General features: G+C 66.0%; 20 protein-coding genes. 3 read left to right on the plus strand and 17 right to left on the minus strand.

What is annotated here, in order from left to right:
* Nucleotides 1-41 precede the first annotated feature (41 nt).
* The 7 genes from CLU88_RS21755 to CLU88_RS21785 all read right to left on the minus strand — a co-directional run bounded on the left by CLU88_RS21755 (nt 42) and on the right by CLU88_RS21785 (nt 6,977).
* Nucleotides 42-1,076, minus strand: a complete 1,035-nt coding sequence (locus tag CLU88_RS21755; protein ID WP_233205553.1) for a dienelactone hydrolase family protein — start codon at nt 1,074-1,076, stop codon at nt 42-44.
* A gap of 199 nt (nt 1,077-1,275) precedes the next feature.
* Complete coding sequence (locus tag CLU88_RS21760) at nt 1,276-2,124, minus strand: phosphodiesterase (protein WP_099658387.1); 849 nt, start codon at nt 2,122-2,124, stop codon at nt 1,276-1,278.
* Nucleotides 2,121-3,206, minus strand: coding sequence for an ABC transporter ATP-binding protein (locus tag CLU88_RS21765; RefSeq protein ID WP_099658388.1), 1,086 nt, complete (start codon nt 3,204-3,206; stop codon nt 2,121-2,123). The genes CLU88_RS21760 and CLU88_RS21765 overlap by 4 nt, the downstream gene beginning before the upstream one ends.
* The gene (locus CLU88_RS21770; RefSeq protein ID WP_099658389.1) at nt 3,196-4,011 is read right to left on the minus strand and encodes an ABC transporter permease; all 816 of its coding nucleotides are present in this window, start codon (nt 4,009-4,011) and stop codon (nt 3,196-3,198) included. Before CLU88_RS21770 ends, CLU88_RS21765 begins: the two co-directional genes overlap by 11 nt.
* A complete protein-coding gene (locus CLU88_RS21775) occupies nt 4,011-4,826 on the minus strand; it encodes an iron ABC transporter permease (protein ID WP_099659069.1) in 816 nt (271 codons plus the stop codon). Before CLU88_RS21775 ends, CLU88_RS21770 begins: the two co-directional genes overlap by 1 nt.
* Nucleotides 4,827-4,877: 51 nt before the next feature.
* A complete protein-coding gene (locus tag CLU88_RS21780) occupies nt 4,878-5,882 on the minus strand; it encodes an ABC transporter substrate-binding protein (protein ID WP_369827702.1) in 1,005 nt (334 codons plus the stop codon).
* Nucleotides 5,883-5,960: 78 nt separating this feature from the next.
* Nucleotides 5,961-6,977 carry a LacI family DNA-binding transcriptional regulator gene (locus CLU88_RS21785; protein WP_099658391.1) on the minus strand — a complete coding sequence of 339 codons (1,017 nt, stop codon included), beginning with the start codon at nt 6,975-6,977 and terminating at the stop codon, nt 5,961-5,963.
* Between the two features lie 282 nt (nt 6,978-7,259).
* On the opposite strand from CLU88_RS21785, the gene CLU88_RS21790 reads away from it, so the two are divergent.
* Both CLU88_RS21790 and CLU88_RS21795 read left to right on the plus strand, forming a co-directional pair.
* The gene (locus CLU88_RS21790) at nt 7,260-8,996 is read left to right on the plus strand and encodes an ABC transporter permease subunit (RefSeq protein WP_099658392.1); all 1,737 of its coding nucleotides are present in this window, start codon (nt 7,260-7,262) and stop codon (nt 8,994-8,996) included.
* A gap of 44 nt (nt 8,997-9,040) precedes the next feature.
* Nucleotides 9,041-10,366, plus strand: a complete 1,326-nt coding sequence (locus tag CLU88_RS21795; RefSeq protein ID WP_099658393.1) for a nitrate/sulfonate/bicarbonate ABC transporter ATP-binding protein — start codon at nt 9,041-9,043, stop codon at nt 10,364-10,366.
* Between the two features lie 99 nt (nt 10,367-10,465).
* On the opposite strand, the gene CLU88_RS21800 is transcribed toward CLU88_RS21795, so the two are convergent.
* From CLU88_RS21800 to CLU88_RS21820, 5 genes are all read right to left on the minus strand, one after another.
* Complete coding sequence (locus CLU88_RS21800; protein WP_099658394.1) at nt 10,466-11,326, minus strand: oxaloacetate decarboxylase; 861 nt, start codon at nt 11,324-11,326, stop codon at nt 10,466-10,468.
* Between the two features lie 146 nt (nt 11,327-11,472).
* Entirely contained in the window at nt 11,473-12,672 is a 1,200-nt protein-coding gene (prpF, locus tag CLU88_RS21805) for a 2-methylaconitate cis-trans isomerase PrpF (protein ID WP_099658395.1), read from the minus strand.
* A 21-nt stretch (nt 12,673-12,693) separates the two neighbouring features.
* Entirely contained in the window at nt 12,694-15,321 is a 2,628-nt protein-coding gene (gene acnD, locus CLU88_RS21810) for a Fe/S-dependent 2-methylisocitrate dehydratase AcnD (protein ID WP_099658396.1), read from the minus strand.
* Between the two features lie 115 nt (nt 15,322-15,436).
* Nucleotides 15,437-16,618 (minus strand): 2-methylcitrate synthase, encoded by a 1,182-nt coding sequence (prpC, locus tag CLU88_RS21815; RefSeq protein ID WP_099658397.1) that lies wholly within the window; start codon nt 16,616-16,618, stop codon nt 15,437-15,439.
* A complete protein-coding gene (locus CLU88_RS21820) occupies nt 16,615-17,013 on the minus strand; it encodes an acyl-CoA thioesterase (protein ID WP_099658398.1) in 399 nt (132 codons plus the stop codon). The genes prpC and CLU88_RS21820 overlap by 4 nt, the downstream gene beginning before the upstream one ends.
* A 164-nt stretch (nt 17,014-17,177) precedes the next feature.
* Between CLU88_RS21820 and CLU88_RS21825 the strand changes: the two genes are divergently transcribed.
* Nucleotides 17,178-18,602: a short-chain fatty acyl-CoA regulator family protein gene (locus CLU88_RS21825; RefSeq protein WP_099659070.1), complete on the plus strand. Its 1,425-nt coding sequence runs from the start codon at nt 17,178-17,180 to the stop codon at nt 18,600-18,602.
* On the opposite strand, the gene CLU88_RS21830 is transcribed toward CLU88_RS21825, so the two are convergent.
* The 5 genes from CLU88_RS21830 to CLU88_RS21850 form a co-directional block, all read right to left on the minus strand.
* A complete protein-coding gene (locus tag CLU88_RS21830) occupies nt 18,565-20,922 on the minus strand; it encodes a CHASE2 domain-containing protein (protein ID WP_099658399.1) in 2,358 nt (785 codons plus the stop codon). The genes CLU88_RS21825 and CLU88_RS21830 overlap by 38 nt on opposite strands.
* Nucleotides 20,923-20,966: 44 nt before the next feature.
* Complete coding sequence (locus CLU88_RS21835) at nt 20,967-22,706, minus strand: FecR domain-containing protein (protein WP_233205554.1); 1,740 nt, start codon at nt 22,704-22,706, stop codon at nt 20,967-20,969.
* A gap of 147 nt (nt 22,707-22,853) precedes the next feature.
* Nucleotides 22,854-23,552, minus strand: coding sequence for a response regulator transcription factor (locus tag CLU88_RS21840; RefSeq protein ID WP_099658401.1), 699 nt, complete (start codon nt 23,550-23,552; stop codon nt 22,854-22,856).
* Between the two features lie 139 nt (nt 23,553-23,691).
* Nucleotides 23,692-24,615: a formylglycine-generating enzyme family protein gene (locus tag CLU88_RS21845; protein ID WP_233205635.1), complete on the minus strand. Its 924-nt coding sequence runs from the start codon at nt 24,613-24,615 to the stop codon at nt 23,692-23,694.
* A gap of 184 nt (nt 24,616-24,799) precedes the next feature.
* Nucleotides 24,800-25,060 (minus strand): hypothetical protein, encoded by a 261-nt coding sequence (locus CLU88_RS21850; RefSeq protein ID WP_099658403.1) that lies wholly within the window; start codon nt 25,058-25,060, stop codon nt 24,800-24,802.
* Nucleotides 25,061-25,063 lie beyond the last annotated feature (3 nt).

The following is a 25,063-nucleotide window of genomic DNA, read 5'->3' on the forward strand; positions in this document are numbered from 1 at the left end:
TGTGTAAACAAGGGTTCAACCAACTATGGTGGCGATCGCGACTATTGCGCGGACGGCAGGTGTCGCTCAATAAAAGTAAGAATGTCGCTGCGCATGATCTCGGTGTACTTGTTGTTGCGGCAGACCGGGAACTGGTTGTACTTGTTGAGCGCGTTAGAGCAACTGCCATCGACTCCTGGCCGACCAATGCCGCCACTGGGTGAATCCCACGAGTGAGTCGCGCCTTCAAAGTTGGTCCACTTCTCAACGCCCTTGAACACTTTCTCGACATTGCACTGAGACAAGGGTGTTGCCGAGTCATTCGTGCCGGTAAACGCAATCACAGGCGCCACATAGTTGCCAAGAGGCGGGGCAAACTGCTTGTCCGTGGTGCCGCTGGGGGACCTACCAAAGATCGACTCCTTGACGTAGCAGTTGGGGTACAGCGATGCACCGCCGACCAGCAAGGATTTCACCTCACTGCTGAGGTTGTGATTGCTGAAAGCTCGCAACACAGTCCAACCGCCTTGACTCCCACCGATCACGAAAGTCTTCTTCGGATCAGCGCCTTGGCTTTGCGTAAAACGCGCTGCTGCGATCAGATCAAGCACACGCATGTTGGCACCGTACTCCGTCCACGCGAGCCAGTTTTCTGTCCTGCCGCGCGACCAGTAAGAGTCCAAAATCAGGACGTTGGCCTTGAGTTCTTTGCGCAGCCACACAGCCATGTCCACGTTTGCAGGGGAAACACCATGTCCACCGTGGACGAGGATAACGGTTGGCCGGTCAAAGACTTTTCCGAGCTGTGGCGACCAACTAGAAATCAGCTTTCCTTTGCCGTCGTAGGAAGGCACGTTTGCGGAAAACAGATTCATGCCGTAAGCAGCCATGGGCCGCTCTAGCTCCCAACCGTTTGGTCGTTCTGGCGCGAACTGCACGGTGATCGCCGGCTGAAATTTTTCTACAGGGATCACATCGTCATTTGCATTGCTGCTCATCGATGCCATGCTGATAGCAATCAAGGCGGCCAAGCGTGAAAAATTCATATGAAATCGTCCAGTATGGGGAATGCTCATTTCATGAGTGTGGCGGTCCATCGGGAAGGCTGCAGAGGTCTCTGGCCCAAGTGCATGCCATAGTGCCCAATCGATCGATTGGAGCTTATCGTGGACTTTGCGTGATTAGGGCGGTACCGTCGGCCATGCCTGTCCTTCTATGGTTCTTCACGAATATCTTGATTGCATTTTCCTTGTCTTCGGCTTGAATGAATAGTTCAAGAGATGACAGTTCAACCCGTCAATCAATCAACTGCCCGTCCGGCTCATGGAAGGGGAACGGCCCTTCAAATGCCCCACTGGCTGCCAGATGAGACACCATGCGCGCCCCGCGAGGCAGGGCGTGGATGGCGAAGCCTGGGGGCTCCAGCATCCAGGTGGATGCCGCTTGCGGCGATAGGTCCAGGCTGACCTGGTGTGCGGGGGCGGGCACGGTGGAGGCGATGGTGCCGCCAAAGCGCACCTGGATGCTGCGGTGCAGGTGGCCGCAGATGACGCGTTCGACGTTGGGGTGGCGGGCTACGATGGCCTCTAGCGCCTGGGCGCCTTCGAGCAGGCCAATGTGGTCCATGTGGCCGATCAGTGTTTGAAACGGTGGGTGGTGCATGGCGATGACCACGGGGCGGTGGCTCTGGCGTTCCAGCTCGGCCTCCAGCCACGCAAGGCGTTGGGCGCACAGGCTGCCGGTGCTGGCCCCGGGCACCACGGTGTCCAGCGCAATCAATTGCAGGTCACCCACGGGCACGCTGTATTGCACAAACCCGTCGTGACCGAGGTGGTTGCCCAGGTAATGGGCGTGTTCTGGAAAGCTGGCGCGCAGTTGGCTTCGGTCGTCGTGGTTGCCCGGCAGCAGGTAGATGGGCATGGACCCCAGCGGGGCCAGCAGGGCGCGCAGGTGGTCGTACTCGGCTGCGCGGCCAAAGTCGGTCAGGTCGCCGGTGATGACCACGGCATCGGGGCGCTGGGGCAGGCGGGTGATGCTCTGCACCGCCTGCTGCAGGTACGGTGCCGTGTTGATGCGGCCATAGGCCAGGCGGCCTGGCTCGCGGATGTGCAGGTCGGACAGTTGCAGCAGCAAGGTGGTGGTCATGGCGTGGATTCCTCGGCCAAGGGCATGAGGCGCTCTGGGTGGATGCGGATGCCGACGATGTCGCCCGTGCGTGCAGGGTGGTCGCGGGCCACATCGGCGCTCAGCAGGGCGCTTTGGTCGGCCACGCGCAGGCTGAGCTGTACGCGGTCGCCCAGAAAGCTGCGCTGAACAACCTCGGCGCGGCCCCAGGCCATGGTGAATGCGTCGCCTGTGGTGTCCAGGGTCACTTCCAGGTCTTCAGGGCGCGCCAGCAAGGTGTCCAGGCCTTGGCAGGGTATGGGGCAGGGCAGGTCGATGCCGCCCAGGGGCAGCACCTGGCGATCGCGGGCGGCGGCGTCGCGTTCAAGGCGATTGACCTTGCCCAAAAAGGCCGCCACAAACGGGTGCGCCGGGGTGCGGTACAGCGTCTCGCCATCGCCCACTTGCACGATGCGGCCCGCACGCATCACGGCCAGGCGGTCGGCAATGGCCAGGGCTTCTTGCTGGTCGTGCGTGACGTGGATGGTGGTGATGTGCAGGCGGCGCAGCAACTCGGCCAGCTCGTCGCGCAGCGATTCCTTGAGCTTGGCATCGAGCGCGGTGAGCGGTTCGTCCAGCAGCAGCACACGCGGGCGCACGGCCACGGCACGGGCCAGGGCCACGCGCTGGCGTTGGCCACCCGATAGTTCGGCAGGGCGTTTTTTCTCCAGGCCGTTCAGGCGCACCAGATCGACCAATTCACCCACCGTGCGGCGGCGCTCGTCTTCGGCCACACCGCGGATCTTGAGGCCGTAGCCAATGTTGGCCTCCACGCTCATCTGCGGAAACAGCGCGTAGTGTTGGAACACCATGCCCACGCCGCGCCGCTCAATGGGCAACTGCGTCACGTCGGTGCCGCCAAAGGCGATGCGGCTGCCTGCATCGGGGGCCTCCAGCCCCGCAATCAGGCGCAGCAGTGTGGTCTTGCCGCAGCCCGAGGGGCCGAGCAGTGCGAGCACTTCGCCGGGCTCCACGACCAGGTCGGTGGGCTGCAGGCCGCGTGTGCCGTCGGCATAGGTTTTGGCGCACTGGACGATGTCCACGCGCGTGCGTTCAAGTTCCATGGTGTTTTTCGATGAGGGCGCCGATGGCCTGAAGGCCCCAGAGCACGGGCAGGATGACGATGAGGAAGACCAGCGTGTAGGCCGATCCGATTTCGATGCGCATGGAGGCGTAGCTGTCTGCCAGGCCTACGGGTAGCGTGCGGGTGAGCGGCGTGTGCAGCATCCAGGTGAGGTTGAATTCGCCCACCGACAGCGTGAACACCATCAGGCTGCCTGCCACGATGGCGGGCAGAACGGCGGGCACCAGCACGCCCAAAAAGCGCTGTGCAAAGCTGGCCCCCAGCGAGCGTGCAGCCTCTTCAAGCGCGCGCAGCTCCCCCTTGCGAAACGCCGCACCCACGGTGCGCACCATGAAGGGCAGCGTGAACACCATGTGGCCCACCAGGATGAAGGCGAAGCTCTGGCGAAAGCCCGAAAGCTGGCCATAGGCCAGGATGAGCGCCAGCGCGCTGGCCAGGCCCGGCACCGCCACGGGCAGGGTGAGCAGCTCTTCAAACCACCGCGCCGCGCGCGATGGGCTGCGCGCCAGAGCGTAGGCACAGGGCACGCCCAGCAGCAAATTGCCTGCCACGCACAGCAGTGCAATCCACAGCGATGCACCCACCGTGCCGCCGTAAAGCTCCCAGACCTCGGCGAGCCAGCGTGTGGTGAGCCCGCTGGCGAGGCCCTTGCTGTAGTTGACCACCAGCCCCGTCATCACCGACAAGGCGATGGGCGCCAGCATGAAAATAGCCACCAGCGTGGTGAGCGCGATGAGCAGCCAGGGGGCCTGGCGGGCTTTGTAGGCGTTGGGTGGGGTAGACATCAAAACGCCTCCTTGCCGCCCACGCGGCGCGCCAGCCACAGCACCAGCCAGGTGATGAGCCCCAGCGCAATCGAAAGGCTGGCCGCCAAGGCAAAGTTGGCGTAGTTGGTGAACTCGTTGTAAATGGTGATGGGCAGCACCTCAAATTTGCTGGCCAGCGTGAAGGCTGTGCCAAACGCCCCCATGGCCGTGGCGAACACGATGGCACCGCAGGCCAGCGTGGTGGGAGCCAGCTCGGGCATCCACACGTCGCGTGCCACACGCCAGCGCGATGCGCCCAGCGAGCGCGCGGCCTCTTCCAGCTGCGCGTCCATGGCCTCGGCGGCCGCGGTGTAGGTGGTGATGGCGCGGGGCAGCGAGAAGTACAGGTACGCCAGGAACAAGCCCGTGAGCCCGTAGGCAAAGGTGATGCGATCACCCCCCAGGTGTGCAGACAGGTCTGCCACCACGCCCTGGCGCCCGCCCAGCAAGATCATGAAGAACCCCACGATCACCCCCGGGAACGACAGCGGCAGCGTGAGCAGTGACAACAGCAGCCTGCGCCCCACAAACCGCTGGCGTGCCAGCGTGATGCCCACCAGGGCCCCTAGCACCAGAGTGGCCAGGGTGACCACGATGGACAGGCCCAGCGTTTGCAGCAGGCTTTGCAGATAGCGGCCATGGCTGAGCACGGCAAAGTACGTGGCCCAGCCTTGGTGGGCGGGCAGCGCCAGCAGCCGCGCCACCGGCAGCAACCAGAACGCGGCAAAGAAAGCCGCCGCCGGTGCGGCGCAGGCCAGCAGCAGCGTGCGGGAAGGAGCAAAGCCGGAGCGCATGGCGGTGGCAGATTGCAAGAGGAAGTCGCTGAAGGCAGTGGCCGCAGCGGCTTACTGCACGTCCTTCAGATAGCGCTCAGAGAACGCCTTTTGCACGGTGGCCATTTTTTGGTAGTCCACCGTCTTGGCGCGGGCGTATTCGCTGGCGGGCAGGAAGCGGGCCTGCACCTCCTTGGGCATGGCCGCTGCACGCACCGGGCGCAGGTAGGCATTGGCCCAGATGGCCTGGCCTTCGTCCGACAGCACAAAGTCCAGCACCTTCTTGCCATCGGCCTCGTGCGGGGCGTTGGCCACCAGGCTCATCACATAGGGCACCACCACCGTGCCTTCGGCAGGGATCACAAACTGCACATTGGCCTGGTCCTTGTACTTGGCGCGGTAGGCGTTGAAGTCGTAGTCCAGCAAGATGGCGATCTCGCCCGACAGCACGCGGGCGTACGAGGTCTGCTTGGGCACGATGGGCTCGTTCTTTTGCAGCGCCTTGAAGTAGTCGATGCCCGGGGCAAAGTTGTCCAGCGTGCCGCCGCGCGCCTGGTTCACGGCCACGGCACCCACGTAGCCCACGAAGGCCGAGGCGGGGTCCAGGTAGCCGATCAGGCCCTTGTAGTCAGGCTTGAGCAAATCTGCCCACGACGTGGGCACCGGCTCGCCCTTGAGCGCATCGACATTGACCATGAAACCGAGGGTGCCCGAGTGGATGCTGAACCACTGGCCGTTGGGGTCCTTGAGACCGTCAGGGATATCGGCCCAGGCGGCGGGCTTGTAGCTGCCCACCACGCCGTCCTTTTGCGCCTGGATGGCGAAGGTGACGCCGAGGTAGGTCACGTCGGCCACAGGGCGGGCCTTCTCGGCCACCAGCTGCGCCAGCGACTGGCCCGAGTTCTTGTTGTCTGGCGGCACGGTGACGCCCGTCTTGGCCTTGATGGCCTTGAGCTGGCTGCCCCAGTCGGCCCATTCGGGCGGACAGTTGTAGCAAATGGCCGTCTGGGCCATGGCCAGGGTGGAGGCGGTGAGGCCAATGGCCAGCGCTGTGGTGCGCAAGAGGGAAGGCAGCATGGAACGCATGGAAGAAGCTCCGTGGGTTGAGTGGATGGAGGGGTTTAGGGAAAAAAGGTGAATGAGAAATCTCGGGCGTCAGGCAGAACCGCTGGGTGCCTGGCCGCACGATTCGCCCGCACGCCAGGCATGCGGCAGCGTCAGGCTGGCCTGGGCAGGCAGCAGCGCCTGGTTGGCCATGGCCTGCACCAGCAGCTCCACACTGGCGTGGCCCAGGTCGGCATTGGGTTGGGCCACGGTGCTCAGCTGCGGCGCCAGGTCTTCGCCCAGCGCAATGCCGTCGAAGCCCACCACGCTCACATCGCGCGGCACCGACAGGCCCGCCAAATGGGCGCTGCGCAGCGCGCGGATGGCCAGCAGGTCGTTGGAGCACACCAGTGCCGTGGGGCGTTCGCGGGCTTGCAGCAGGCCGCAGATGGACTGGATGGCCGTGTCCACAAAGGGCACCTCCAGCACCGGGGCACTGGTGCCATCGCCCAGCCCTGCTTGCACCATGCCGTGCTGAAAGCCCCGGCAGCGTTGCTGCGCGCGGTCTGAGGCGTGGAGTTGGCCTGTGACCATGGCGATGCGCCGGTGGCCCAGGCCTGCAAGGCGCGCCACCAGTTCGGCCACGGCCTGCTCGCCGTCCACCGACACGCAAGGGTGCTCGGCATGCCGGTTGTAGACCAGCACATAGGGCAGGCCCGTGTCTGCCAAGCGGCGCAGCGCCAGGGAGGTGCCGGGGTTGGACACGGTCAGGATCATCCCGTCCACATTGCCCGCGATGAGCAGGGACGCGGCCCGCTCTTCCTGGTCCAGCCGGTAGTCGGTGGTGAAGGGCAATATGGCGTAGCCCGCCGCAGCCGCAGCGCGGGCAATGCCTTCAAGGCATTCGGCGAAGACCGGGTTGGTGAGGGTGGGCAGAACCACGCCCACTACGCGACTGCGCTGCGTGCGCAGGGTGCGGGCGCTGGCATTGGGCTGGTAGCCCAGGGTGCGGGCCACCTGCGCCACATGCGCACGCGTGGCGGGGGTGACCTTGTCCGGCAGGTTGAAAACCCGCGAGACCGTAGCGACCGAAACGCCCGCAGCCTGGGCAACATCCTGGATATTCACGCAGCTCCTTGGCCTGATGTAATCGATTACATTGGGCCGCGCTTGTGTGACATGGGTGTGACCTGGGTTTGACATGTCTCCCGTGGCGAGCGTTTTTTGAGTGCGAACCGTTTTGTGGGAGGGACGGATCAAGTCGGCTCAGGCGGGTGGCGCCATGGGATGCACGGACTCCGTAGCGGTAGCGCCGCCGACACCCATGAACTGCGTGAAAACGCGTACCATCCGGTGCCCGGCGCACAGTCGAATCCCTCGGTGTGGCCAAGGCTTGCTGTTGGCCTTCCCATGACTCAGCCCCGACGCCGTGAGTTTCTTCCCCGCCAGATCGTGGAGGCGTCGCCCAATCGCTGGGACTGGGCCTTGTTGCCCTTGGTGCTCGCCTTCGTGGTGGTGCTGGCCTATGGTGCGGCGCAGATGGCCAAGCCCTTTCAAATGGGCGACACGCTGCCGCTGTCGCTCGATCCCTGGCAACTGCCCTACTACCTGCTGCGCACCACGCTGCGCATGTTCATCGCCATGGGGGCGGCACTGATTTTCAGCGCCGTGTTTGCTGTGCTGGCGGCCAAATACCGCTGGGCCGAGCGCGTGCTGGTGCCATTGCTGGACATATTGCAGTCCATTCCCATCCTGGGCTTCCTGTCCATTACCGTGACAGGGTTCATTGCCTTGTTTCCCGGCAGCTTGCTGGGGGTGGAGTGTGCGGCCATCTTTGCGATATTCACTTCACAGGCCTGGAACATGGCGTTCAGTCTGTACCAGTCGCTGCGCACGGTGCCTGCAGAACTGCAGGAAGCAGCGCGCGTGTTCCAGTTGTCGGGCTGGCAGCGGTTTTGGCGCCTGGAGTTGCCCTTCGCCATGCCAGGACTGCTGTGGAACATGATGATGTCCATGTCCGGGGGCTGGTTCTTTGTAGTCGCCTCCGAGGCCATTTCCGTTTCGCACCAGGACATCAAGCTGCCTGGTGTGGGCTCGTACATTGCGCTGGCCATTGAGGCCCGCGATCTGGGCGCCATCGGCTGGGCCATTGGCTGCATGCTGGTGGCCATCTTGCTGTATGACCAGTTGCTGTTCAGGCCACTGGTGGCGTGGGCCGACAAGTTTCGTTTCGAAGAAAGCGGCGCCGATGCCGCGCCGCGCTCCTGGCTGTTGAGCTGGCTGCGCCGCGCACATGCCGTGCAGAGCCTGGCGGGGGGCGGGCAACGGTTGTTGGGCCGCACCTTGGGCTGGTTTCGGCGCAGCTACGACGGCACCTCGATCCGCGCGAGACCACGCGCAGTCTCTGCCAGGGCCGAGCGGGTGTGGGATGCGTTGTTGGCGGCTTGTGTGCTGTTTGCCGTGGCGCGGTTGGTGCAGTTTGTGCACACCGAGGTGGGCTGGACTGAGGTGGCACATGTCTTCGTCCTGGGTGGCTACACGCTGGTCCGCGTGCTGGTGCTGATTGCGCTGGCGGCGCTGGTGTGGGTGCCTATTGGGGTGTGGGTGGGCATGAGCCCGCGCTGGTCTGGGCGTTTGCAGGCGGTGGCGCAGTTTCTGGCAGCGTTTCCTGCCAATCTGTTCTTTCCGATTGCCGTGATGCTGATGGTGCACTGGAAATTGGACCCCGACATATGGCTCTCGCCACTCATGATCCTGGGGACGCAGTGGTACATCCTCTTTAACGTGATTGCCGGGGCCTCCAGCATTCCGAACGAACTGCGCCTGGCCGCGCAAAACCTGGGCCTCAAGGGCTGGCTGCGCTGGAAGCGTTACCTCTTGCCCGCCGTATTTCCCAGCTTTGTGACAGGGGCCATCACCGCCAGTGGTGGCTCATGGAACGCCAGCATCGTGGCCGAATATGTGACCTGGGGTGACACCACCTTGCAGGCCCAAGGCCTGGGCAGCTACATCGCCCAGATGACGGCCAGCGGCGACTTTCCTCGCATCGCGCTGGGCATTGGCGCCATGGTGGTGTTCGTCATGGGACTGAACCACTTCCTGTGGCGAAGGCTCTATCGCTTGGCGGAAGACCGCATGCATTTCTGACGCCCCCAGGGAAAAGACCGCACAAGACCGCAACTGTTGCCACCATGACGCAATCCATCATTGAACTTCGAGGCGTTGGGAAAACCTTTCGCTCTTCAGACGGCCGAGAGCGGCCTGTATTGCATGGCGTGGATTTCACCCTGAAGGAGGGCGAAATCGTCGCGCTTCTGGGCCAGTCGGGCTCGGGCAAGAGCACCTTGCTGCGCATCATGGCTGGCCTGGTGCCCGCCGACCAGGGGGACGTGCAATACCGCGGGCAACCGTTGCATGGTCCTGCCCGCGCGATCAGCATGGTGTTTCAGTCGTTTGCTTTGTTCCCCTGGCTCACGGTGCAGCAGAACGTGGCGCTGGGGCTGGAGGCGCGCGGTGTGCCGCAGGTGGAGAGCGACGCGCGGGTGGCTGCGGCCATTGGCTTGATTGGCCTTGCGGGCTTTGAAGGGGCGCTGCCACGGGAGCTGTCGGGCGGCATGCGCCAGCGCGTGGGCATTGCCCGCGCGCTGGTGACCGAGCCGGACGTGCTGTTGATGGACGAGGCCTTCTCTGCCCTGGACGTATTGACTGGCGAACGCTTGCGTGAAGACATCTTGCAGTTGTGGCGCAGTGGCACCATGCCCACCAAAGCCATGCTGGTCGTCTCGCACAACATTGAAGAGGCCGTGATGATGGCCGACCGTGTGCTGATCTTCGCGAGCGACCCGGGCCGCATCCGCTTTCAGCTGGCGATCCAGCTGCCAAGACCCCGCAACGCAGACAGCGCCCATGTGCGTGCGCTGATCGATGAGGTCTACGCGTTCATGACCGCCGGTGCCACACGCCATGGCGCCACACCCGGTGATGCCGAGACAGAGCAGCCGGAAGAACTCGCCCTGCTGACCGACCGACTTCCCGCCGCAGACGTGGTGCGCATGGACGGGTTGTTGGAGCTCCTGGCCGAGCCGCCCTTCGATGGCCGTGCAGACCTGCCGCAGCTGGCTGAGGAAACCAGCCTGACCGATGCGGAGCTGCTCCCTCTGGCCCATGCGGTGGCACAGCTGGGGCTGGCAACGCTGGCGGGTGGCGACTTGCAGATGACCCCGCTGGGCCGTCGCTATGTGGAGGGCAGCCACAGCCTGCGGCAAGACATCTTCGGGCAGCAACTGCTGGCCCACGTTCCGTTGGTGGCCCACATTCGCCACAGCCTGGAGCAGGAGCCGACAGGTGAGCTGCGCGAAGAGCCCTTCTTGCACCTGCTGAGTGAGCAGCATGGAGACGCAGAGGCCGAACGTGTGCTGCGCACCGCCATCACCTGGGCACGTCACGGGGAGGTGTTTGAATATGACGCGCGCACAAGGGTCATGCGCTTGCCCGCAGGAGATGACGCGTCAGCCTGAGTCGAGCAGCGTCAGCCACTCCGCCAGCGGGTCTGCCCAAGGCCGCTGCGCGGCGGGATCGCAGTCGCCCCCTGGCATCCCTGCGGGTGAGGAGGATCGTCAGGTGTAGCGCTTTTCCAGCGCGTCCCACGCAGGCTTGCCGACCAGGCGCTGGCGCTCTGCAAACGGGGTGACGAGGCCACTGTCCTCGCGCACTTCCTTGGCGTTGCGCAGCGTGGTCAGCGCGTTTTGCATGCCCATCACCGCGCCCTGCAGCGCGGCGTTGGCGTACAGCACGATGCCGTAGCCCAGCTCGCCCAACTGGTCGGCGTTGAAGAGGGGCGTCTTGCCGCCAATCACCATGTTCATCAGCTGGGGCTTGTGCAACCGCTGGGGCAGGGCGCGCACTTCTTCGGCCTGCGTCACGGCCTCCACAAACAGGATGTCGGCCCCCGCTTCGGCAAACCTCTGTGCGCGCTCCACCGCCGCCTCAAAGCCGTGCGTGGCGGCAGCGTCGGTGCGCGCCATGATGAGGAAATCCGGGTCGCGCCGTGCGTCCACTGCCGCCTTGATCTTGCTGACGGCCTCTTCGGTGCTGATGACCTCTTTGCCGCTGAAGTGCCCGCAGCGCTTGGGCGCCACCTGGTCTTCGAGCTGGATGCAGTCGGCCCCGGCACGCTCCAGCGTGCGCACGGTGTGCACCACGTTCAGGGCATTGCCAAAGCCGGTGTCGGCGTCCACGATCAGTGGCACATCCACGGCGTCGCGGATGCGTGCTGTGTGGTCGGCAATCTCGTGCAGGCCCATGAAGCCCTGGTCGGGCATGCCGAACCACATGTTGGTCACGCCTGCACCCGTCACGTAGATGGCTTGAAAGCCGAGATCGGCAATCACCTTGGCGGAGAGGGCGTTGAAAGCGCCAGGCACGATCAGGCCGTTGCGGGCTTCGACGAGTTGCTTGAGTTTTTGTTTGGTGTTCATCACTGGTTTCCTTGTTGATCGAAGTACGCGCTGCCTGCACTCGGCGCGGTACCAGCGGGGGCCGTCGCGCAAGGGCCGCCCCGCCGCGCTGACGGCGTCCCCCTTCCCACGCGAAGCGTGAGAGAAGGGGGAAGCGGCGTAGCCGCTCAGGGGGTTGTCGGAATCCTCACCCAGCCCTCCATCAGAATGCGTGCGCTGCGGCTCATCAGGGCCTTGGTCACCGTCCACTGGCCGTTGACCTCCGCCGCCTCGGCCCCCACACGCAGCGTGCCGGAGGGGTGACCGAAACGCACCGACCCCGGCACGGCGTTGCGCGTGCCGCCGCCCGCTGCCAGGTGGACCAGCGTGCCGGGCACTGCGGCGGCGGTGCCAATCGCCACAGCCGCTGTGCCCATCATGGCGTGGTGCAGTTTGCCCATGGACAGAGCCCGCACCAGCAGGTCCACATCGCCTGCCTGCACGGCCTTGCCGCTGGATGCCGTGTAGGCCGCAGGCGGTGCCACCCAGGCGATCTTGGGCGTGTGCTGGCGCGTGGCGGCTTCGGCCACGTCGCGGATCAGGCCCATCTTCACGGCGCCCCAGGCGCGAATGGTTTCCAGGCGGGCGAGGGCCGCTTTGTCTTCGTTGATGTCGCCCTGCAGCTCGGTGCCGGTGTAGCCCAGGTCGCGGGCGTTGAGGAAGATGGTGGGAATGCCCGCGTTGATCAGCGTGGCCTGGAACTGGCCGACGCCGGGCACCTCCAGCGCATCGACCACGTTGCCCGTGGGGAACATCGCGCCGCCACCATCGCCCTCACTGTCGTCCGCCGGGTCCAGAAACTCAAGCGCTACCTCGGCGGCCGGGAAGGTCACGCCGTCCAGCTCAAAGTCGCCCGTCTCCTGCACCTGTCCCTCGGTGATGGGCACATGCGCCACGATGGTCTTGCCGATGTTGGCCTGCCAGATGCGCACGGTGCACACGCCGCTGTGCGGAATGCGCGCGGCATCGATCAGGCCCATGTGGATGGCGCAGGGCCCCACGGCGGCAGAGAGGTTGCCGCAGTTGCCGCTCCAGTCCACAAAAGGCTGGTCGATGGACACCTGGCCAAACAGGTAGTCCACATCGTGCCCCGGCTGCGTGGCGGGCGAGAGGATCACCACCTTGGACGTGGACGAGGTGGCGCCGCCCATGCCATCGGTCTGCTTGCCATACGGGTCGGGGCTGCCCACCACGCGCAGCAGCAGCGCGTCGCGCGCTGGGCCGGGCTGCTGTGCGGCCTGGGGCAAGTCTTGCAGGCGAAAGAAAACGCCCTTGCTGGTGCCGCCGCGCAGGTAGGTGGCGGGGATTTTGATTTGGGGTTTGCTCATTTTTTGATAGCTGCTTGCGATTTAAGAAAGCGCGCTAGCGGCTGATTTGGCATTGGATTCCAAAAAGTCCTGCGCAAAGCGCTGCAGCACGCCACCCGCTTCGTACACCGAGACTTCCTCGGCCGTATCGAGGCGGCAGGTCACGGGCACCCGCAGCACTTCGCCATTGCGCCGGTGCACCACCAGCGTGAGGGTGGCGCGCGGCGTGCGCTCGCCCAGCACATCGTAGGTCTCGGTGCCATCCAGCCCCAGTGTCAGGCGGGTCACACCGGGCGTGAACTCCAGCGGCAGCACGCCCATGCCGATCAGGTTGGTGCGGTGGATGCGTTCAAAGCCCTCGGCCACCACGGTCTCCACCCCGGCCAGGCGCACGCCCTTGGCGGCCCAGTCGCGACTCGACCCCTGGCCGTAGTCGGCCCCGGCAATGATGAGGAGCGGCTGGCGGCGGTGCAGGTAGGTCTCCATCGCCTCCCACATGCGCACCACGCGGCCCTCGGGCTCGATGCGGGCCAGTGATCCCCTCTTCACCTGGCCATCGACCACCGCCATTTCGTTGATGAGCTGCGGGTTGGCAAAGGTGGCGCGCATGGCGGTGAGGTGGTCGCCCCGGTGCGTGGCGTAGGAGTTGAAGTCCTCCTCGGGCACGCCCATCTTCGCCAGGTACTCGCCCGCCGCGCTGTCGGCCAAGATGGCGTTGGACGGCGAGAGGTGGTCGGTGGTGATGTTGTCGCCCAGCAGGGCCAGCGCTCGCATGCCCTTCAGGCTGCGCGGGCTGGCGGCCAGCGCGCCCACGCCTTCGGTGTCCCAGTAGGGCGGGCGGCGGATGTAGGTGGACTGGGGGCGCCAGTCGTACTGCGGGCTCACTGCCTCGCCATCGTCCTGGCGTATCGCAAACATGGGCCCGTACACGGCGCGGAACTGCGCGGGCTTCACCGCCTGGGCCACGATGGCGTCGATCTCTGCGTCGCTGGGCCACAGGTCTTTCAGGCGCACGGGCTGGCCATTCACCACCGCAAAGGCGTCGTTCTCAATGTCAAAGCGCACCGTGCCCGCAAGGGCGTATGCCACCACCAGCGGTGGGCTGGCCAGGAAGGCCTGCTTGGCGTACGGGTGGATGCGCCCATCGAAGTTGCGGTTGCCCGAAAGCACGGCCGTGGCGTACAGGTCGCGGTCGATGATCTCTTGCTGGATGGCGGCATCGAGCGCGCCGCTCATGCCGTTGCAGGTGGTGCAGGCAAAGGCCACGATGCCAAAGCCCAGCGCCTCCAGGTCGGCCAGCAGACCGGCTTCTTTCAAATACAGCTCCACCGCCTTGGAGCCGGGCGCGAGCGAGGTCTTGACCCACGGCTTGCGCGTGAGACCCAGGCGGCGGGCGTTGCGCGCCAGCAGGGCGGCAGCGATGACGTTGCGCGGGTTGCTGGTGTTGGTGCAGCTGGTGATGGCCGCGATGACCACGGCGCCATCGGGCATGCGGCCGGGCTCTTGCACCCAGGGGGCGGCAATGCCGCGCTCGGCCAGCGCGGTGGTGGGCAGGCGGCGGTGCGGGTTGCTGGGGCCTGCCATGTTGCGCACCACACTGCTGAGGTCAAAGCGCAGCACACGCTCGTACTGCACCTCGCGCAGCGTGTCGGCCCACAGGCCCGCGGCCTTGGCATAGGTCTCCACCAGCTGCACCTGCGCCTCCTCGCGGCCCGTCAGGCGCAGGTACTGCAGCGTCTGCGCGTCGATGGCGAAGAGCGCTGCGGTGGCGCCGTACTCGGGGCACATGTTGCTGATGGTGGCGCGGTCGCCAATCGACAGGCTCTCGGCGCCTGCACCGTAGAACTCCACGTAGGCGCCCACCACCTTCTCGTGGCGCAAAAATTCGGTGAGTGCCAGCACGATGTCGGTGGCGGTGATGCCGCTTGGGCGCTGGCCCGTCAGCTCCACACCCACGATATCGGGCAGGCGCATCCAACTGGCGCGGCCCAGCATCACGTTCTCGGCTTCGAGCCCGCCCACGCCCACGGCAATCACGCCCAACGCATCCACATGGGGCGTGTGGCTGTCGGTGCCCACGCAGGTGTCGGGGAAGGCCACGCCTTCCTGAACGTAGACCACGGGCGACATCTTCTCCAGGTTGATCTGGTGCATGATCCCGTTGCCCGCCGGGATCACCTCCACGTTGGCAAAGGCCTTCTTCGTCCACTCGATGAAGTGAAACCGGTCCTCGTTGCGGCGGTCTTCAATGGCGCGGTTCTTGGCGAAGGCATCGGGGTCAAAACCGCCGCACTCCACGGCCAGCGAATGGTCCACGATGAGCTGCACCGGCACCACCGGGTTCACCGCAGCCGGGTCGCCCCCTTCTTTCGCAATCGCATCGCGCAGGCCCGCCAGGTCCACCAGCGCCGTCTGGCCCAGGATGTCGTGGCACACCACGCGAACGGGGTACCAAGGGAAGTCGATGGTGCGCTGGCGCTCGATGAGCTGGCGCAGGTAGGCACCCAGCTGCGCGGGGTCGGCGCGCCGCACCAGGTTTTCGGCGTGCACGCGGGCGGTGTAGGGCAGGGCGGCCCAGGCGCCGGGCTGGAGTTGTTCGACAGCCTCGCGGGCGTCGAAGTACTGCAGCGTGGTGCCGGGCAGGGGTTTGCGGTGGGCGGTGTTCGTCATGGGGCGGAAATGTTCACTATTCTTTTGATAGCTGCTTGCGCTGATTACATGAGATTTTCAAGCATGAATGGTTTGAAAGTGGCGTCCAACCAGCGCTGGCTGCTATCGTTTTTCGTCAGCAGCGTTCTTCAATGGGCACGAACACCTGGTCTTCGGGCCCGGTGTAGTGGGCGCTGGGGCGGATGATCTTGTTGTCCACCCGCTGCTCGATCACATGTGCTGCCCAGCCGCTGGTGCGCGCGATGACGAACAGCGGCGTGAACATGGCGGTGGGCACCTGCATCATGTGGTAGCTCACGGCGCTGAACCAGTCGAGGTTGGGGAACATCTTCTTCACCTCCCACATCACGCTCTCCAGCCGCTCGGCAATGTCGAACATCTTGGTGCTGCCCGCCTCTTGCGACAGGCGTTGTGCCACGCCTTTGATGACGACGTTGCGTGGGTCGCTCACGGTGTAGACCGGGTGCCCAAAGCCGATCACCACCTCCTTGGCCTGCACGCGGCGGCGGATGTCGGCCTCGGCTTCGGTGGGGTTGTCGTAGCGCTTCTGGATCTCGAACGCCACCTCGTTGGCACCGCCGTGCTTGGGGCCGCGCAGCGCGCCAATCGCGCCTGCAATGCTCGAATACATGTCGCTGCCCGTGCCCGCAATCACCCGGGCGGTGAAGGTGCTGGCGTTGAACTCGTGCTCGGCATACAGGTTGAGAGAGGTGTGCATGGCGCGCACCCAACCCTCGGGCGGCGGGGTGCCGTGCAGCAGGTGCAGGAAGTGGCCGCCAATCGAGTCGTCATCCGTCTCCACCGCAATGCGGCGGCCCGAGTTGCTGAAGTGGTACCAGTACAGCAGCATGCTGCCCAGCGATGCCATCAGGCGGTCGGCAATGTCTCTGCTGCCTGGCAGGTTGTGGTCGTCCTTCTCGGGCAGGGCACAGCCCAGGGCCGAGACGCCGGTGCGCATCACGTCCATCGGGTGGCTGGCGGCGGGCAGTTGCTCCAGCGCGGCCTTTACGCTGCCGGGCAGGCCACGCAGGGCGCGCAGCTTGGCTTTGTAGGCCTTCAGCTCGGCACGCGTGGGCAGCTTGCCATGCACCAGCAGGTGGGCAATCTCTTCAAACTCGCACACCTCGGCAATGTCCAGGATGTCGTAGCCCCGGTAGTGCAGGTCGTTGCCGGTGCGGCCCACGGTGCACAGGGCGGTGTTGCCCGCCGTCACGCCCGAAAGGGCGACGGATTTTTTGGGCTTGGGGAGTGTGGCCGAGGGGGCTGAGGGGGCCGTGCCCGCGAGGGTGGTGTTCATGGTGTTGTCTCCTGGTTCAAGTGCGAAGGGTGGATGGTGACGGGGCGGCCGGTGGCATCCACCGCAACCATCTCGAACACCCCTTTGAGAACGTCTTCGCCCGGCATGTGGGGCCGCACGGCCAGGCCATGGATGCACACGGTCATTGAACTGCGCCCGACCCGGCTCACCCAGCCGCGCAGCGTGAGCTGGCAGCCCACAGGCACCGGTGCGAGGAAGTCCACGCGGGTCAAGCCCGCCATGACGACTTCGCGCTGCGCCAGGCCCCGTGCCGTCAGAAACGCAGCCTTGGCCAGCCACTGAAGCCCTTGCCCCGCAAACAGCTGGCCGTGGTGGTTGCTGTGCATGGGCAGCACCAGCTCGTGCAGTTCCATCGTTCCAAAGGGTGTTGTCATGATTCGCAATTTACGCAAAATACACGCCTTGAAGAAGGGCTAAAAGGGCGAATTTTTGCGAAAGCAAACCTTCAATTTGCAAATTTTGCGAATTGCTGTGCACGAAAAGTGCGCGGCACATGCGCGATCAAGGCGCTATCCATGCGCGCAAAAAGGGGCAGGGTTTGAAAAAGACATTCATGGGCGTCAAGCTGCGCAAGCTGCGGGCCGAGCAGGGGCTTTCCCAAATTGCGTTGGCGCAGACGCTGGGGCTGTCCCCCAGTTACCTCAACCAGCTGGAGCAAAACCAGCGGCCCTTGACGGTGTCGGTGCTGCTCAAGTTGCACCGCACTTTGGGCGTGGACATCCAGCAGTTTTCTGAAGACGAAGAGGCGCGGCTGATGGCCGGGCTCAAAGAGGCCCTGGCGGGCAGCGCTGAGCCCATCGGGCTGCCCGAGCTGCAGGAGATCGCCGCGCAGATGCCCGGGGTGGGGCGCGCCGTCATCGCCTTGCACCGCCGCAACCTGGAGGCGATGGAGCGGCTGGAGGCGCTGTCGCTGCAGCTGGGGGACGACCGCTCGGCCGCATCGGCGCCCCGGGCCATGGCGTTTGAGGTGGTTCGGGATTTCTTCTTTGCGCACCAGAATTACTTCGATGGACTGGACCGTGCGGCAGAAGCCTTGGCCGTGCAGGCCCAAGCTCACCCCGGCCCCCTGGCCGATTGGCTGACCGTGCGGCTGCAGCAACTCCATGGCGTGCGGGTGGCGCTGACGCAAGACCCAGCGGCAGGCAAGCGGCAGTTTGACCCCGACACGCGGCTGCTGCGGCTGTCGCACACGCTCGATGCCTCGCAGCGGGCCTTTCAGCTGGGCACGCAATTGGCCTTGCTGGAGTGCGAGCAGGCCATCAACGCCCTCATCCAGGTGGCGCCATTCACCGCCGACCCGGCCTCACGCAAGTTGGCCCGCGTGGGCCTGGCCAACTACTTTGCCGGGGCCCTGTTGTTGCCCTACCAGGCTTTTCTCAGCGCTGCAGAGGCGCTGCGCTACGACATCGATTTGCTCGACCAGCAATTTGGCGTGGGCTTTGAGACCGTGTGCCACCGGCTGAGCACCTTGCAGCGCCCGGGCGCGCCGGGGGTGCCGTTTTTCTTCATCCGGGTGGACCGTGCGGGCAACATCTCCAAGCGCCAGTCGGCCACGCATTTCCACTTCAGCCGCGCTGGGGGCACTTGCCCGCTGTGGAACGTGTACGAAGCCTTTGCGCGCCCTGATCGCGTGCAGGCGCAGCTGGCCAGCATGCCCGATGGGCGCCGCTACCTGTGGATTGCGCGCAGCGTATCCACCTGCGCGGGCGGGTACGGCGCACCGCAAAAAACCTTCTCCATCGGCCTGGGCTGCGATGTGCGCCATGCCACGCGCCTGGTGTACGCCAAAGGCCTGGACCTGCAAGACCCCGAGGCGGCGGTACCGATCGGCATGGGGTGCAAGGTGTGCGAACGCGAGCACTGCACGCAGCGCGCCTTCCCGTACGTGGGCCGGGCGCTGCAGGTGGATGAGAACCAGAGCCGGTTCACGCCGTATGGCTCTCCAGCGGCAGCACCAGCCTGAATTCAGCGCCCCGGCCTTCTTCGCTTTCCACTTCCAGGCTGCCGCCGTGCCGTTGCACCACGGTGTGCACCAGGGCCAGCCCCAGGCCCACGCCAGAGATGTGGGGGTGGCTTTGGTCGTGCAGGCGGGCAAAGGGGGCAAACAGGCGGTCTTGCTGGCCTGGGGCAATGCCGGGGCCTTCATCGCGCACCGCCAGCACCCAGTGCGTGCCGCGTGCTTGCAGGCTGCACTGCACCACGCCGTTTTCCGGGCTGTATTTGATGGCGTTGTTCAGCACGTTGGCCACGGCGCGGCACAGCAAGGCGCGGTCGCCCAGGCAGGGCGCGGTGTCGGGCAGTGATTGCAGGGTGACTTGCACATCGCGCTCGCTGGCCAGGGCCCAGGCGTCGTCCACGGTTTCGTTCAGCACGGCCACCAGGTCCAGGGGGACCATGCGGTATTCCTGCGTTTGCGCACTGGCCAGGCGCACAAAGTTTTCTGCCATGCCGAGGGACGCCTGCGCGTACCTCTCGATGCGCTGCATCAGCGTGTCTGCAGGCATGCGGCCAGGGTAGGCGCGCTGCATCTCCAGCAGCGTCAGGATGGAGGCGTTGGGCGCGCGGATGTCGTGCGAGATGAAGTGCAGCGCCTGGTCGCGTTGCTGCAAGGCGCGGCGGATTTCCGTCATGTCCACCAGCGTGATGAGCCAGCCCACGTTGGCAAAGTCGGTGAACGGTTTGCACAGCATGAGCAGGCTGCGGCCTTGTCCGTCTTGCCCCTCGCTTTGCGCGGGCAACTGGCCGCTGCGCAATTTGTCCTGGGTGATCAGGGGCTCTTGGGTGCGCGGGTCTTGCAGGTCGTGCAGCACCTGGGTGATGGGTTTGCCCTGCAGTGCCGATGGCGGCTCGAACGCCCCCAGGCCGGTGTGGCGCTGCGCCGCCAGATTGGCCAGCAGGATGTGCCCTTGCGCATCGCAGACAAAGTTGGGTGAGGGCAGTTGCTGCAGGCTGGTGCTCACAAACTGGTGCAGGTCGCGCAGCTGGCGCGATGCGCTCTCCACCGCGTTGATGCGCCGCTCCAGAAAATCGCCGGTGCCTGCCGTGGGGGTCTTCAGCACCAGCATGCCTTCGCGCTGCAGGTGTTCGATTTCGGTGCGCAAAAACTGGGCGGCGGCGCTGAGCCGCCGCCAGCTCCACAGCGGGTAGGCCAGCACCAGGCCCAGCAGCGCGGCGGCGGGGGCAAACTGCCATCCCGTCCAGGCAGGCAACAGCATGGACAGCAGCAGCGTGGCCAGCGCCAGCCCCGCACTGGTGAGCAAGGCCGCCAAGGGGCCCGTCACCAGCAAGGCCAGCAGGGCCGCCGCGACAGGCACCAAATTGAAGGCGATGTTGGCGGCGGTGGGGGCGGTCTGCAGCCGCACCTGGGCCAGGTGGCTGTCGAGCACATGGGCGACGACTTCCACACCCGGCATCAGCCGGGCACCGCTGCTGACCGGGGTGGCAAACATGTCGCCCAGGCCCGATGCCGCCGCGCCCACCAGCACGTATTTGCCGCGAAAGGCGCTGCTGGGCACCTGCCCGCGCAGCACATCGATGTAGGAATAGGTGGGGTAGTGGGCGGGCCCGCCGGCGTAGGCAATCAGCTCATGCTGGCCCACGGCCCAGGGGACGGGGGTGCTGTTGCCCAAGGCGCTGGCGGGTTCTGACGGAGCCTGCGGTTTGCAGCCTTGCACTGGGGGCTGTGCAATGCACTGCAGCGCCTGGCTGAGGTGGCTCCAGGGCGCATCCGCCGGGCCTTCTTGCAGGTACAGGCCGCGCACCACACCGTCGCCATCGGGGGCCACGTGCACATGGCCCAAGGCGGCTGCGGCCTGGGCGAACATGTCCAGGGGCCGCTCGGACATCCCTTCAGATCCCCCTGCAGACAGCCCCGCATAGTTGCGCTGCAGCACAGGCAGCGCCACCCGGTGGCTCGCCGCAATGGCCTGTGCCAGCAGGGCATCGTCCAGCGGGTAATCGGCGTCGGCCTCGCTGAACAGAATGTCCAGGCCGATGGCCTGGGGTTGTTGTGCGCTGATGGCCTCCAGCAACTGCGCATGCAGCGCGCGCCGCCAGGGCCAGCGGCCGATGGTGGCGATGCTGCGGTCGTCCACCGCCACCAGCACGATGTCGGGGTGGGGTGGCCGCGCCAGGGCGCGCAGCCCCAGGTCCTGGATCAGGTGGTTAGGGCCTGCCAACTGCCCCGGAGGGCTCAGCCAGGCCACCAGGGCCAGCAGCGCCAGCGCCAGCAGGGTCCATTCAAAGCGCCGCTGCTGGGCGCGCGTGCGTGCTGCTTTGGGCATGGCGGTGCGGGCGGTTGGGGTGATGCGGTGCCGGTGCTGGCGCCTCAGGGGCGCCGCACGGCCTCGCCGCTGGAGTCCGACACCGGCAGGCCGGAGCTGGTGCTGAAGCCCGTGCCCACGCGGATGGAGCGTGGTGGCGAGAAGTCGCTTTGCAGGCCTGAGGGGTCCAGCACCTGGATGCGCACAAAGTAGGTGCCCGCCGCCAGGTCGGTTGCGGTCCATTGGGGGGCGTCCAGCGTGGTGTCCAGCGTGGGCTTGTCAAAGTCTATGTCGCGTGCCAATTGCAGGCGAAAGCGTTGCCCGGCCTGGGCCTGCCAGCGCACATTCACGGTGGTGTCCCCATCGCTGGCCTGCATGGACTGGGCCGAGAGGGTTGGGGGCTGCTGCGCCAGCACGAAGCTTTGGGCCGCAGCAAACGGGCCTTGGTCGGCCTGGCCCTGGGCCAGCTCACGCACGCTGGCTGCGCGCCAGAAGTAGTTGCCCACGGGCAGCGAGGCGACCGAGAGCTTGCAGTTGTCCAGGCGGGCTTCGTCCAGCGCAGGCTGGGTGAAGGCCGCGTCTGCCGCCACCTGGATGCGGTACCAGCGCACGCCGGGAACCTGGGTGCACAGCAGCTGGCCACCGGCGTTGGACACCACGCCTGCTGCTGCGGGCTGCTGGTACAGCGGCGGCACCGGCTGGGTCTTGACGGTGAGCGGCTGGGTGCTCGGCAGGCCCGCAATGCCTGCCGCATCGACCGAGCGCACGGAGAGGTAGTACGGCCCATCTTCCAGCCCCGGCCAGCGCAAACGGCCGTTGGCAAAGGTGCCTGAGCGCAGCACCTGGGTCAGGTCTGCATCGCGCGCCACCACGGCCTGGTAGGCCGTGGCTTTGGGCTGTGGGGGCACATCCAGCGCCAGCAGGCCGGGCTCGTGCACGGCTTTGGGCAGGGTTTGCAGGTCGGGTGCGGGCAGCAGGGGGCGGGGGCTGCCCACCGTGCCGTCGGCCTGCACCGCCAGGCCTTGGCCGGGCTGCAGCAGGGCGGCAGGGGTGTTGCCGGGCACGGGGATTTCGCCTGTGCGCGACTGCACGGCCACGGCGCCTTGCAGCACTGCGGCCGTGGTTTTGCCGTCCTCGCTCAGGGCCACGCCAAAACGGGTGCCGCGCACGCTGGTCACGGCACGGGGGGTGCGCACCTCAAAGCGCCGCAGTTTGTCGTTGCTGGGGGTGACGGTGGATTCGACGCTGCCGCGCTGGACCTCCAGCACCGACTGCACGGACCCTGCGCGGCCCCGGCGGCGCAGCTGGCGCAGTTGCACGTCCGACTGGGCATTCACCCGCACGATGGAACCATCGGCCAGGCGTACGGCGACAAAGCCATCGGGCCCGACTTCCAGCTTGGTGCCTTCGGCCAAGGTGCTGCCTGCGGCCAGGGGGGCGCTGGCCGGTGCCGCGTTGCCAGCCTTTCCGTTGGGGGTGGGCGGCAGCGCTTTGACATTGCCGTGCACAAACTCCACGCTGGCCGATTCGGCCGGTTGCAGGCCCACCGGAATCCACACCACCGAGCCCGGCTGCAGGTGCTTGGGGTCTTTGACCTTGTTGCGTGCCTGCAGGCGCGGCCACAGCTGGGGGGCGGCCAGGTAGCTTTGGGCCAGCCCTTCCAGCGTGTCGCCGGGTTGAACGGTGTGGGGGATTTCGTCGCCCCGCTCGGCCGCAAGGGCCAGGGGCGCGGCAAAGGCGCTGAGCGCCAGACCGGCCACCAACAAGGCAGAAGGCAGGCGTTGGAAAGGGGCACTGAGGTGCAAAAGAGACTCCTTGGTAGGGGCGGGCGGCAAGGGCTTCTGGACTGCGGTGCAAATAGCGGGAGAGGTGGGCGCGCGGCGGGTGGACTGCACCCCCTGCGGCACCATGGCCCTACGCAGGTTGTGAAACCCGCTTCTTAGAACAGGTTCTCAGGCCCTGCGCTCTCTCTCCACCGCTTCAAACCGATAGCCCACACCGTACACCGCCGTCACCATGAACCCATTGGCAGGTCGCAAATCCAGTTGCGTGCGCAGGCGGGAGATGTGGGTGTCCAGTGAGCGGGACATCACATCGGGCACCTGGCCCCAGATGATTTCCTTGAGGTGATCGCGTGACAGCAGCCGCCCCATGTTTTGAAACAGGAACAGGGCCAGATCGTACTCGCGGTTCTTGAGCTCAACCGGCTTGCCGCTGATTTCAATCGAGCGCGATTCGGGGAAGAAGCGGTAGGGGCCGAACTCCAGCACTTCGTCCCGGGCGTCGGGGTAGGCGCGGCGCAGCAGGGCGCCCACGCGGGCACGCAGCTCGCCAATGCGCACGGGCTTGGTCATGAAGTCGTCGGCGCCGCTGCCCAGTCCTTCCACGATGTCACGCTCTTCCTGGCGGTGGGTCACGAACAGGATGGGCATTGGAGCACCCACATGTTCGCGCACCCAGCGCACCACCTCGGGGCCGGTGGTGTCGGGCAGGTGCCAGTCCACGATGAGCAGGTCAAACGTCTCGCGGCGCAGTTCGCGCAGCAGATCGGCTCCGGTCAGGTGGGTGTGACAGATGTGGCCCATGGCTTCCAGGGCCTGTTTGAAGAGATCGAGCTGAAGCGCGTCGTCATCCAGCGCGGCTATGCGCATGGGTTGCCTGTCGGATAAGTCATGGCCCATTATTTCCGAGGGCCTGCCGTTTTCTCGCCCTGCCTGTGTAACAGGCGGGGTGAGTTGACGGTTGTTTACGTTTTGCGATTCTTGAATCTTGATGCCAGGTCAGGGGCGGTCAAGGGCGGCTGGCGGCGCCAGTGGCCTCGCCCCACTCCCGCAGCAGGCGCATGCCGACCAGGGTGTAGCGGGTCTCCGGGCTGTTCCAGTTGCGGTAGCTGCAGCGCGCATAAAACGCCCAGGTGTGCCACGAGCCACCCCGGCGCACCCGCACCGAGCCCGTGGCCGGGCCCTGGGGGTCGGTGGCGGGGGATTGGGCGTAGTAGCCCTCGTCATGCCAGTCGGCCACCCATTCCCACACGTTGCCCAGCATGTCGTGCAGGCCAAAGGCATTGGGCGGGTAGCTGCCCGCCGGGGCGGTGAATGCCTGGCCATCGCTGCCGGGCAGGGCGTGCTGCTGCCAGCGCGGCCACAGGGGGGCGGCCGTCTGGTCGAACACGTTGGCGTACTGGGTGAGCTGGGCTGGGTCGTTGCCGTGGGGGTAGCGGGTGCGGGTGTTGGCGCGGCAGGCGTATTCCCACTCGGCCTCGGTGGGCAGGCGGTAGCGCACGCCTTCGCGCTCGGTCAGCCAGCGGGCCAGGGCCTGGGCGTCGTTCCAGGTGACGTTGACCACGGGGTGTTCGTCGCCTTGCGCAAAGCCAGGCTGGGCCCAGCTGTAGCGTGGGTTACGCCCCTCAAAGGCGTCGCCACGCGCCGTGCTGGCGGGGTCGTACTGTGCGTTGTAGCCGTAGCCGCCCGTGCTGTCGGCCACGGATTCGGGCTGGTAGCCAGACAGCTCCAGAAACCGGCGGAACTGCCCCACCGTGACCTCGTGCCGCCCCAGGTAAAACGGCTGGCTGATGCGCACTGGGTGCACCGGGGCTTCATCGGCCAGGGCCGTGAAGCGGGCGCTGCCCAGCAGCGGAAACGCCTGGGCCAGCTCGCCCGGGGCCTCGTCGCTGCCCATCCAGAAGCTGCCTGCGGGCACCGGCACAAACTCCATGCCGAGCGAGTTGGTCAACCGGGTGGCCGCTGGCTGGCTGGTCGCAACAGGCGTGTGGTCCGTGGTGGGTGTGGTGGTGCAAGCGGCACAGGCCCAGGCCAGCCCACCGTAAAAGCCCCATGCGATGAGGCGTTGCCAGAGGGCGTGAGGGGTGGTCATGGTGTGCCGGGGTGAGGTGGGATGGTCAGCGCGCTGGTGCCTCGTTCACGCACTGGTAGGTCATGCGGGCGCCGTCGTCGCGCAGCAGCTTGTGGTGCAGGCCTTGTCTGCGGCACTCTGCTTTGGCGGTGGCGTCTGCCCGGCCTGGTTCGTTGGCGTACACGGGCACGGTGAAGGTCCGGTCAGGCGCCAGGGGCGGGCCAGAGGAGCGGCTGGGTGCGGTGCTGCAGCCTCCCAGCAGGGCCAGTGCGGCGATCAGCGGTGCAACATGAAAGGGTGCTTGCATGGA

This window comes from Acidovorax sp. 56, assembly GCF_002749705.1.
Lineage (GTDB): Bacteria > Pseudomonadota > Gammaproteobacteria > Burkholderiales > Burkholderiaceae_C > Acidovorax.

Bases quoted from the DNA above. Each gene is read 5' to 3' on its own strand.
- CLU88_RS21755 (WP_233205553.1), bottom strand. From the start codon at position 1,076: ATGGACCGCCACACTCATGAAATGAGCATTCCCCATACTGGACGATTT.
- CLU88_RS21760 (WP_099658387.1), bottom strand. From the start codon at position 2,124: ATGACCACCACCTTGCTGCTGCAACTGTCCGACCTGCACATCCGCGAG.
- CLU88_RS21765 (WP_099658388.1), bottom strand. From the start codon at position 3,206: ATGGAACTTGAACGCACGCGCGTGGACATCGTCCAGTGCGCCAAAACC.
- CLU88_RS21770 (WP_099658389.1), bottom strand. From the start codon at position 4,011: ATGTCTACCCCACCCAACGCCTACAAAGCCCGCCAGGCCCCCTGGCTG.
- CLU88_RS21775 (WP_099659069.1), bottom strand. From the start codon at position 4,826: ATGCGCTCCGGCTTTGCTCCTTCCCGCACGCTGCTGCTGGCCTGCGCC.
- CLU88_RS21780 (WP_369827702.1), bottom strand. From the start codon at position 5,882: ATGCTGCCTTCCCTCTTGCGCACCACAGCGCTGGCCATTGGCCTCACC.
- CLU88_RS21790 (WP_099658392.1), top strand. From the start codon at position 7,260: ATGACTCAGCCCCGACGCCGTGAGTTTCTTCCCCGCCAGATCGTGGAG.
- CLU88_RS21795 (WP_099658393.1), top strand. From the start codon at position 9,041: ATGACGCAATCCATCATTGAACTTCGAGGCGTTGGGAAAACCTTTCGC.
- CLU88_RS21800 (WP_099658394.1), bottom strand. From the start codon at position 11,326: ATGAACACCAAACAAAAACTCAAGCAACTCGTCGAAGCCCGCAACGGC.
- prpF (WP_099658395.1), bottom strand. From the start codon at position 12,672: ATGAGCAAACCCCAAATCAAAATCCCCGCCACCTACCTGCGCGGCGGC.
- acnD (WP_099658396.1), bottom strand. From the start codon at position 15,321: ATGACGAACACCGCCCACCGCAAACCCCTGCCCGGCACCACGCTGCAG.
- prpC (WP_099658397.1), bottom strand. From the start codon at position 16,618: ATGAACACCACCCTCGCGGGCACGGCCCCCTCAGCCCCCTCGGCCACA.
- CLU88_RS21820 (WP_099658398.1), bottom strand. From the start codon at position 17,013: ATGACAACACCCTTTGGAACGATGGAACTGCACGAGCTGGTGCTGCCC.
- CLU88_RS21830 (WP_099658399.1), bottom strand. From the start codon at position 20,922: ATGCCCAAAGCAGCACGCACGCGCGCCCAGCAGCGGCGCTTTGAATGG.
- CLU88_RS21840 (WP_099658401.1), bottom strand. From the start codon at position 23,552: ATGCGCATAGCCGCGCTGGATGACGACGCGCTTCAGCTCGATCTCTTC.
- CLU88_RS21845 (WP_233205635.1), bottom strand. From the start codon at position 24,615: ATGGAGTTTGTGCCGGTGCCCGCAGGCAGCTTCTGGATGGGCAGCGAC.
- CLU88_RS21850 (WP_099658403.1), bottom strand. From the start codon at position 25,060: ATGCAAGCACCCTTTCATGTTGCACCGCTGATCGCCGCACTGGCCCTG.